At 71.9% G+C, this 2,754-nt stretch carries 7 protein-coding genes; all 7 read left to right on the top strand.

What is annotated here, in order from left to right:
- Positions 1-273: hypothetical protein (locus ACIQ3B_RS18830; protein WP_397405329.1), on the top strand; the 273-nt coding region annotated here is incomplete at its 5' end.
- Between the two features lie 39 nt (positions 274-312).
- The gene (locus tag ACIQ3B_RS18825; protein WP_397405327.1) at positions 313-750 is read left to right on the top strand and encodes a phage tail tube protein; all 438 of its coding nucleotides are present in this window, start codon (positions 313-315) and stop codon (positions 748-750) included.
- Positions 751-753: 3 nt separating this feature from the next.
- A complete protein-coding gene (locus ACIQ3B_RS18820) occupies positions 754-1,215 on the top strand; it encodes a hypothetical protein (protein WP_397405325.1) in 462 nt (153 codons plus the stop codon).
- 2 nt (positions 1,216-1,217) lie between these two features.
- On the top strand, positions 1,218-1,475 hold the full coding sequence (locus ACIQ3B_RS18815) for a hypothetical protein (RefSeq protein WP_397405323.1): 258 nt from the start codon (positions 1,218-1,220) through the stop codon (positions 1,473-1,475).
- Positions 1,472-2,005 carry a hypothetical protein gene (locus ACIQ3B_RS18810; protein ID WP_397405321.1) on the top strand — a complete coding sequence of 178 codons (534 nt, stop codon included), beginning with the start codon at positions 1,472-1,474 and terminating at the stop codon, positions 2,003-2,005. Before ACIQ3B_RS18815 ends, ACIQ3B_RS18810 begins: the two co-directional genes overlap by 4 nt.
- On the top strand, positions 2,002-2,355 hold the full coding sequence (locus ACIQ3B_RS18805) for a hypothetical protein (protein WP_397405319.1): 354 nt from the start codon (positions 2,002-2,004) through the stop codon (positions 2,353-2,355). Before ACIQ3B_RS18810 ends, ACIQ3B_RS18805 begins: the two co-directional genes overlap by 4 nt.
- On the top strand, positions 2,352-2,754 hold a 403-nt coding region (locus tag ACIQ3B_RS18800), incomplete at its 3' end, for a hypothetical protein (RefSeq protein WP_397405318.1). The genes ACIQ3B_RS18805 and ACIQ3B_RS18800, both read left to right, overlap by 4 nt.

The raw sequence follows: 2,754 nt of genomic DNA, 5'->3' as shown, positions 1-2,754 counted from the left end.
ACCGTGGCGGCGCGCGGCGGGCTGTCGCAGGTCGACCACCTGATCGACGTCGGCATCCAGCGCCGCATCGACGGCACGGACGAGGCGTCGCTCGCCGCGACGGTCGCCGCGGTCGAGCAGGTCGCGCACTGGCTCGCGGGCAGGCGCCCGTCGGCCACGCCGGACTGGACGTGCGTGGAGGCGCGTGCGGACCCGCTCGTCGCCGAGGACCACGCGCTCAACCTGAGGATCTTCACGGGCGTCGTCCAGGCGCGGCTCCGTAGCCACGCCTGACCGGCGCGCCCCGTCGGTACTGGAGAAGGGACACCAACCATGGCCTACAAGCTCGGAATGGACGCCGTCATCAAGTACGGCGCAGCTGGAGGGACGGCATCGACCGCGCTCACCAACGTGCGCAACGTCACGCTGAACCTGGAGAAGGGAGAGGCGGACGTCACCACGCGCGCCAACAACGGCTGGAAGGCCACGGTGGGCACGCTGAAGGACGCCTCGATCGAGTTCGAGATGGTCTGGGACACCGCCGACGCGGGCTTCACGGCGCTGAAGAACTCGTTCTTCGGCAACACCGCGATCGCGCTGCTCGTCCTGGACGCCGCCACCGGCGGGCAGGGTCTCGACGCGGACTTCATGGTCACGAACTTCAGCCGCGAGGAGCCGCTCGACTCGGCGATCATGGTGAAGGTCACCGCGAAGCCGACGCTCTCCTCGCGCGCGCCGAGCTGGCACACCGCGTCGGGCGGAGGGAGCTGATCCATGCAGACCTTCCGCGACAACGCGGGCCGGACGTGGACGGTGTCGGTCGACGTCGCCGCGATCAAGCGCGTGCGCGCCCTCGCGGGCTTCGACCTGCTGTCGGTCATCGACGGCAAGGGCATCGACCGGCTCGTCCTCGACCCGGTGCTGCTGTGCGACGTGCTGTGCGCGGCGTGCAGGCCGGAGGCGGAGCGGCTCGGGGTCTCCGACGAGGACTTCGGGCGCGCGATGGCGGGCGACGCCATCGAGCACGCGACGCGTGCGCTCATGGAGGAACTCGTCTCTTTCTGCCCGAACCCGCGCGACAGGAAGCGGATGCAGAAGCTCGTCACCACCCTGTGGACCACGATGGAGAAGGCGCGGGACGTCGTGGAGCGGAAGCTGGACGAGCAGCTGCAGGCGCTGGAGAGCCTGGATCCGTCCGTGCCTGGAGGCTCGTCTGGAAGCTCGCCGGGATCGTAGGGGTGGACCCGCACCCACTGACGCTGCGCGAGCTCGTCGCGATGGCGGAGGGACGGGTGCGGGAGTCGTGGGACCACACGTCGGTGGTGCTGGCCCTCGTGGCCAACGTGCACCGGGACCCGAGGAGGAGGTCGGATCCGTTCATGCCTGCCGAGTTCCATCCGTACGAGCGGCCGCGCGCCGCGGAGCCGCTGAAGGTCGACATCACGGTCCTGCGCGACGTCTTCGTCCCGAGGCCGGGCGATGGGGTGCGCGCATGAGGCTCGCCATGCTCATGGCCGCGGCGCTCCTCGCCGCCGGATGCAGCGCGTCCGGACGCATCGCCGAGAACGCGAACGAGGTGCGCAGGCTCGCCGAGTCGAGCCGCGGGCGATTCGACGCCATCGGCACCGAGGCCCTGCAGCCAGCGCCGGACGTCGCGACCATCGCACGCGAGGCCGAGGGCGGGAGCGCCGAGCAAGAGGCGATCATCCATGCCACCGCGGGAATCGTCGAGGCGCTTCCCGGCGTCTCCGACGTGACGCCGTGGTGGGCCACGCTCATCGCCCGCGTCATGGTCGCGCTCGCCGTCGTCGGCGTCGCGGTCATCCTCTGGACGACCGGGATCGGCGCGCTCGTCAAGCGTGCGCTGTGGAGCTTCGGGCTCCTGCTCCCGCGCAGCGCCGTGTCCGACGCCGACCTTGCGCGCTCGATGCTCGACCCGTCGCGGCCCGAGAGCGCACGCGAGTACGTCGCCGCGCGCCGCGCCTCCGACCCGGCCTTCGAGGCCGCGTGGAGGAAGGGCAAGTGAGCGCCGAGCGCCACAACATCGTCATCGAGCAGGGCACGACCTTCGGCCTCGAGGTGGCCTACGAGCAGCCCGAGGGAACGCCCGTCGACATCACCGGCTGGAGCGCGCGCATGCAGGTGCGCCAGACCCACGCGAGCACGTCGTCGGTCCTCGACCTGACGAGCCTCGCGGGCTCGATCTCCGTCGACGGGCCGCGCGGCACCGTCACCGTCAACGTGGGCGCGACCCAGACGGCGGCGCTGCCCGCTCCGTTCCTGGGCGTCTACGACCTCGAGATCGCCTCGCCCGGCGGCACCGTCATCCGGCTCGTCGAGGGAAGCTGCCGCATCACGCCGGAGGTGACGCGATGAGCTGCTGCCGCGTCGTGGTGCGCCAGGACGTGCGCCGCGTGTGCGTGCGGCAGGACGTGCGCTCCGTGCGCGTCGCGTCGCCCGGCCCCCAGGGAGCGCAGGGTCCGCCCGGCGTCGCGTTCACGGGCGCCTACGTCGAGGGCGTCAACGGCCGCTCGGGGCAGGTGACGCTCGGCGTCTCCGACGTGCGCAACGTCGCGTCGGGGCGGCTCCTGGGCAGGCGCTCGGGCTCGGCCGGGAACGCCGAGGAGATCACCCTCGGCACCGGGCTCAAGATGTCCTCGACCGGGCAGCTCACGACGAACCTCCTGCAGGTCGCCGGGGCCGACGTGAAGGTCGTCGCCGGGACCGGGCTCGTGGGCGGCGGGGACCTTACCGCGGACCGTTCCTTCGCCGTCG

This window comes from Phenylobacterium sp. (assembly GCF_044358365.1).
GTDB lineage: Bacteria > Pseudomonadota > Alphaproteobacteria > Caulobacterales > Caulobacteraceae > Phenylobacterium.
Note: the sequence above shows the minus strand (reverse complement) of the source record. Positions and strands in the feature narration are given on the sequence as shown.